The following is a 6000-nucleotide window of genomic DNA, read 5'->3' on the forward strand; positions in this document are numbered from 1 at the left end:
GCGCCGACCCGTCCCCGGACGCTGAGCGAGCGCAGCGAGACGAAGCGCCGACCCGTCCCCGGACGCGGAGCGAGCGCAGCGAGACGAAGCGCCGACTATAGGCCGGCCTCTCGCCTCACGAAACCCCCCTTCGATTTGGCACTCGGTGCCATTACACTGGCCGATGTCGACGAGGAGGTCACCACAATGGCTAACGGTTGGTTCGAGACGGTCGCCGAGGCGCAGCGACGCGCGAAGAAGCGGTTGCCCGGCTCGGTCTACAGCGCCCTGCTCGCGGGCTCCGAACGCGGGGTGACATACGAAGACAACCTCAAGGCGTTCGCCGAGCTCGGATTCGCGCCGCACGTGGCCGGACTGTCGGGCGAGCGGTCGCTGTCGACGACGGTCATGGGCATCGACATCTCTTTCCCCGTGCTCATCTCGCCGACGGGCGTGCAGGCGGTCCACCCCGAGGGCGAGGTCGCCGTCGCGCGCGCGGCCGCCAACCGCGGCACGATCATGGGGCTCAGCTCGTTCGCGAGCAAGCCGATCGAGGACGTCGTCGCGGCGAATCCGAACACGTTCTACCAGATGTACTGGATGGGCACGCGCGACGTCATGCTCCAGCGGCTCGAGCGCGCGAAGGCGGCGGGCGCGAAGGGCATCATCGCGACGCTGGACTGGTCGTTCTCGAACGGCCGCGACTGGGGCAGCCCCTGGATCCCCGAGCGCCTGACGCTCGAGGCCGCGATCCGCTTCGCACCGCAGGCGATTGTGAAGCCCTCGTGGCTGTGGAGCTTCGCCAAGACCGGTCGCGTCCCTGACCTCACGACGCCGAACCTCACGCTCCCCGGTCAGGAGTCCCCCACGTTCTTCGGCGCGTACGGCGAGTGGATGCAGACGCCGCTTCCCACGTGGGAGGACGTCGCGTGGCTGCGCGAGCAGTGGGACGGCCCGTTCATGCTCAAGGGCGTGTCGCGCCTCGACGACGCGAAGCGCGCCGTCGACGCGGGCGTCACGGCGATCTCGGTCTCGAACCACGGCGGCAACAACCTCGACTCGACGCCGGCGGCGATCCGGATGCTGCCCGGCATCGCCGAAGCGGTCGGAGACCAGATCGAGGTGCTGCTCGACGGCGGCATCCGGCGCGGCGGCGATGTCGCGAAGGCCCTCGCGCTCGGCGCGAAGGCCGTCATGATCGGCCGTGCGTACCTGTGGGGCCTCGCCGCGAACGGTCAGGCCGGCGTCGAGAACGTGCTCGACATCCTGCGCGGCGGTCTCGACTCGGCCGTGCTCGGTCTCGGACGCGCATCCGTGCAGGAGCTGCGCCGCGAGGACCTGTGGATCCCGGAGGGCTTCACGCGCGAGCTGGGCAAGGAGGCCGCTGCGCCGAAGCCGCGCTCGTCGCGCCCCGCGGTGCGGAAGGACCCGTCGAAGCCGAAGGAGAAGGTCGCGGGCGGCAGCGCGTGATCGACCCCGACGAACGCTCCGTGTGATGGCCGATTCGCCGCATCTCGCCTCGCGCACGTGGCGCGATGTTCCGCGGTCACTGCTCCTCGTGCCGCTCGGCTCGACCGAGCAGCACGGTCCGCACCTGCCGGTGTCGACCGACACGTTCATCGCGGCCGCCGTCGCCGACGACCTCGCCGAGCGGTGGCGGGCGGACCACCGCGACGCGATCGTGGCACCGCCCCTCGTGTTCGGCGCGAGCGGCGAGCATCAGGGCTTCGCGGGAACCATCTCGCTGGGCACCGCCGCGCTGGCCTTCGCACTGCTCGAGATCGGACGCTCGGCGTCGGAGTGGGCCGAGCGCATCGTGTTCGTGAACGGGCACGGAGGCAACCTCGAGGCGCTCCGCGACGCCGTGCCGACCCTTCGCTCGGAGCGGCGCGACGCCGCGTGGCTGCCGTGCGCGCTCGAGCACGGCACCGACGCCCACGCGGGTTTCGACGAGACTTCTCTCATGCTCCACCTGTGGCCCGCGCACGTGCGCCTCGACCTCGCCGAGCCCGGTGCGACCGCGCCCATCGCCGAACTGCTCCCCCGGCTGCGTGCCGAGGGCGTGAAGGGGGTTGCGCCGAACGGCGTGCTCGGCGACCCCACGGGCGCTTCCGCCGACCACGGCGCGCGACTGTTCGCGGAGCTCTGCGACACGGCCTGGGCCCGCCTGTCGGCGGGAACGGTGGCCGACAACGGATGCCTCGCCCCCGGGCCCCCCGCATGACATTGCCCGACGGGTTCACGGTCCGCCTCAACCGGCACACGCGCGTCGAGGACGGTGGACGTGTGCTCATCGGCGGCTCCCCTACGCGCGTCGCGCGGCTCAAGCGCGGCGCGATCGAGGCCTTCGACGGGCGGGAGCTCGTGGTGCGCGACGCCGCAACCCGCGCGCTCGCCGAACACCTCCTCGCGACAGGGATGGGCGACCCCGTGGCGGAGTCCCTCCCGACGATCCCGCTCTCCGAGCTCACGGTCGTCATCCCCGTGCATGACCGCCCCGCGCAGCTCGCTCGCCTGCTCGCGAGCGTTCCCCGCGAGGTGGCACGGGTGATCGTGGTCGACGATGCGTCGGTGCGGGCGGAGGCCGTGGCATCCGTCGTGTCGGCCCATGGCGCGCAGCTCGTCGCGCTCGACCGCAACGTCGGGGCGGCCGCCGCGCGCAACGCGGGGCTCGCCGCGGCCGAGACGCCGTTCGTCGCGTTCGTCGACTCGGACGTCGTGCTCGAGGACGGATGCTTCGAACTGCTGCTGCGGCACTTCGCCGATCCGAAGCTCGCGATGGCGGCGCCCCGCGTCGTGGGGCTCGACACCGAGCGGGCGAACTGGATCACACGGTACGAGAACGCGCGATCGTCGCTCGACCTGGGCGGCGACTCGGCGAGCGTGCGGCCGCGCAGCCCCGTCACGTGGGTGTCGAGCACGTGTCTGGTGGCACGTGTCGGGCATCTCGGCGAAGGGTTCGACGCGTCGATGCGCGTCGGCGAGGACGTCGACCTCGTGTGGCGACTCGTCGACGAGGGGCACCGCGTGCGGTTCGAGCCGGCCGCCGCCGTGCGGCACGAGCATCGCACGCGGCTTCGCACGTGGCTCGGGCGCAAGTTCTTCTACGGCACGGGCGCACACCTGCTCGCGGTGCGCCACCCGCAAGACGTCGCCCCGGTCGTGCTGCCCCCGTGGGGAGCACTCGTGCTCGCGCTCCTCTTCGTGCAGAAGAAGTGGTCGCTGCCAGCGATCGCGCTCACCGGCGTGATCGTCGCCGGCCGCATCGTGAAGCGCCTCGGGCACGTCCGTCGCCCGTGGCCGATCGCGGCGCGGCTCACCCTCAACGGGATGATCGCCGCCCTCGGCCAAGGTTTCGCACTTCTGCTGCGCCACTGGTGGCCGGTCACCGTCGTGGTCGGCCTCTTCTCGAAGACGATGCGCCGTGCGGCCGCGATCGCCGCGGTCGCCGACGTCGTGTGGGAGTTCCTGCGCTTGAGGCCGAAGCTCGACCCGGTTCGCTTCGGCGTCGCGCGCCGCCTCGACGACATCGCGTACGGCGGCGGAGTGTGGTGGGGCGCGCTGCGCGGCCGGTCTGCCAAGGCGCTGCTTCCCGCGATCATCCGCACGCCGAAGCCGACACGCGGCGTGCGCCGAGGGCCTGAGGCGGCGGCTTCGTCCCGGCGCGCGTGAAAGCGCCGGGCTGAACCGCACCGAGCGAGCCGCCACAACCCCTCTCGGCCCGATCCGTCCCGGCGCTTTCACGCCCCGCCATCCGGCGCTTTCACGCCCCGCCGTCCGGCGCTTTCACGCCCCGCCGTCCCGGCGCCCGCACGCGCGGGCTCCTCGCGCGTGGGCGCCGCCCGCCCCGAACTCCGGAGAGACCCGGCCATCCGGCGCCGAACCCGGCCCCCGGGCAGCCGGCGCACGCGGATCTCCGGAGTTGCGCACGTCCGCACGCTCGGCCGACGACAGAACGGGGGCGGATGCCGCAGCATCCGCCCCCGTTCTATGCAGTCAGCTCAGCCGGCCGACGCCGCGATGTCGGGCGTCGCCGAGATCTCGCCCCGGACGCCGGCGCCGACGGCGACCTTCTCGCCGCGCGGGCCGCTCTCGAAGACGAACTCGCCGTCCTGGACGTCGACCTTCACGTGGTCGCCCGAGTTGAGCTCGCCGTGGAGGATCTTCTCGGACAGGCGGTCCTCGACCTCGCGCTGCATCGCACGACGCAGCGGGCGGGCGCCGAGGGCCGGGTCGAACCCGATCTCGATGAGCTTCTCCTTCGCGGGCATCGACAGCTCGAGCGTCATGTCACGGTCGAGCAGGCGCTCGCCGAGACGCTTCGTGAAGAGGTCCACGATCTGGATGAGCTCGGGCTTGGTCAGCTGCGGGAAGACGATGATGTCGTCGACGCGGTTGAGGAATTCGGGCTTGAAGTGCCGCTTGAGCTCTTCGTTGACCTTGCCCTTCATGCGGTCGTAGGTCGTGGAGTTGTCGCCCTCGACCTGGAACCCGACCGGGCCGCCCGCGATGTCGCGCGCCCCCAGGTTGGTGGTCATGATGATCACCGTGTTCTTGAAGTCGACCACACGCCCCTGACCGTCGGTGAGACGACCCTCTTCGAGGATCTGCAGGAGCGAGTTGAAGATGTCGGGGTGCGCCTTCTCGATCTCATCGAACAGCACGACCGAGAACGGCTTGCGGCGGACCTTCTCGGTCAGCTGGCCACCCTCTTCGAAGCCGACGAAGCCGGGAGGGGCGCCGAACAGACGCGAGACGGTGTGCTTCTCACCGAACTCCGACATGTCGAGCGAGATGAGTGCTGCCTCGTCGTCGAAGAGGAACTCCGCGAGCGCCTTGGCGAGCTCGGTCTTTCCGACACCCGTGGGGCCGGCGAAGATGAACGAGCCCGAGGGGCGCTTCGGGTCCTTCAGACCCGCACGCTGGCGGCGGATCGTCTTCGACAGGGCGGCGATCGCCTCTTCCTGGCCGATGACGCGCTGGTGCAGCGCCTTCTCCATGAAGACGAGGCGCGAGCTCTCCTCCTCGGTGAGCTTGAAGACCGGGATGCCGGTCGCCTGGGCGAGCACCTCGGCGATCAGGCCCTCGTCGACGACGGCGTGCGACGTGACGTCGCCCGAGCGCCACTGCTTCTCGAGGCGCAGGCGCTCGGCGAGCAGGGACTTCTCCTCGTCGCGCAGCGCGGCGGCCTTCTCGAAGTCCTGCTCCTCGGACGCCTGCTCCTTCTGCTCGCGCACCTTCGCGATGCGGTCGTCGAACTCGCGCAGCTCGGGCGGGCTCGACAGGATCGACAGGCGCAGGCGGGCGCCGGCCTCGTCGATCAGGTCGATCGCCTTGTCGGGCAGGAAGCGGTCGGAGATGTAGCGGTCGGCGAGGTTCGCCGCCGCGACGATCGCGCCGTCGGTGATCTGCACCTTGTGGTGCGCCTCGTACCGGTCGCGCAGGCCCTTGAGGATGTTGATCGCGTGCGGGAGCGAGGGCTCCGCCACCTGGATCGGCTGGAAGCGGCGCTCGAGCGCGGCGTCCTTCTCGAAGTGCTTGCGGTACTCGTCGAGCGTCGTGGCACCGATCGTCTGCAGCTCGCCGCGAGCGAGCAGCGGCTTCAGGATCGAGGCGGCGTCGATGGCACCCTCGGCGGCGCCGGCACCCACGAGCGTGTGGATCTCGTCGATGAAGACGATGATGTCGCCGCGTGTGCGGATCTCCTTCGTGACCTTCTTCAGGCGCTCCTCGAAGTCACCGCGGTAGCGGGACCCGGCGATGAGCGACCCGAGGTCGAGGGAGTACAGCTGCTTGTCCTTCAGCGTCTCGGGCACGTCGCCCTTGACGATCGCCTGGGCGAGGCCCTCGACGACGGCGGTCTTGCCGACGCCCGGCTCGCCGATGAGGACGGGGTTGTTCTTCGACCGGCGCGACAGGATCTGCATGACGCGCTCGATCTCCTTCTCGCGCCCGATGACCGGGTCGAGCTTGTTCTCGCGTGCGGCCTGCGTGAGGTTGCGGCCGAACTGGTCGAGCACC

At 70.9% G+C, this 6000-nt stretch carries 4 protein-coding genes; 3 read left to right on the plus strand and 1 reads right to left on the minus strand.

Going from position 1 to position 6000, the window contains the following annotated elements:
* Positions 1-186: 186 nt before the first annotated feature.
* The 3 genes from mftD to mftF are packed head-to-tail and all read left to right on the plus strand — an operon-like array spanning position 187 to position 3651.
* Positions 187-1449, plus strand: a complete 1263-nt coding sequence (mftD, locus tag VFF97_RS12805; protein WP_325033879.1) for a pre-mycofactocin synthase MftD — start codon at positions 187-189, stop codon at positions 1447-1449.
* Between the two features lie 25 nt (positions 1450-1474).
* Positions 1475-2203: a mycofactocin biosynthesis peptidyl-dipeptidase MftE gene (gene mftE, locus VFF97_RS12810; protein ID WP_325033880.1), complete on the plus strand. Its 729-nt coding sequence runs from the start codon at positions 1475-1477 to the stop codon at positions 2201-2203.
* Positions 2200-3651 carry a mycofactocin biosynthesis glycosyltransferase MftF gene (mftF, locus tag VFF97_RS12815; protein ID WP_325033881.1) on the plus strand — a complete coding sequence of 484 codons (1452 nt, stop codon included), beginning with the start codon at positions 2200-2202 and terminating at the stop codon, positions 3649-3651. Before mftE ends, mftF begins: the two co-directional genes overlap by 4 nt.
* Before the next feature lie 329 nt (positions 3652-3980).
* Here mftF and VFF97_RS12820 read toward each other — a convergent pair.
* Positions 3981-6000 (minus strand): ATP-dependent Clp protease ATP-binding subunit (locus VFF97_RS12820; protein WP_325033882.1); only part of this gene is annotated, 2020 nt, incomplete at its 5' end.

The sequence above is a fragment of the Microbacterium sp. genome, assembly GCF_035687345.1.
In the GTDB taxonomy this organism is placed as follows: Bacteria; Actinomycetota; Actinomycetes; order Actinomycetales; family Microbacteriaceae; genus Microbacterium.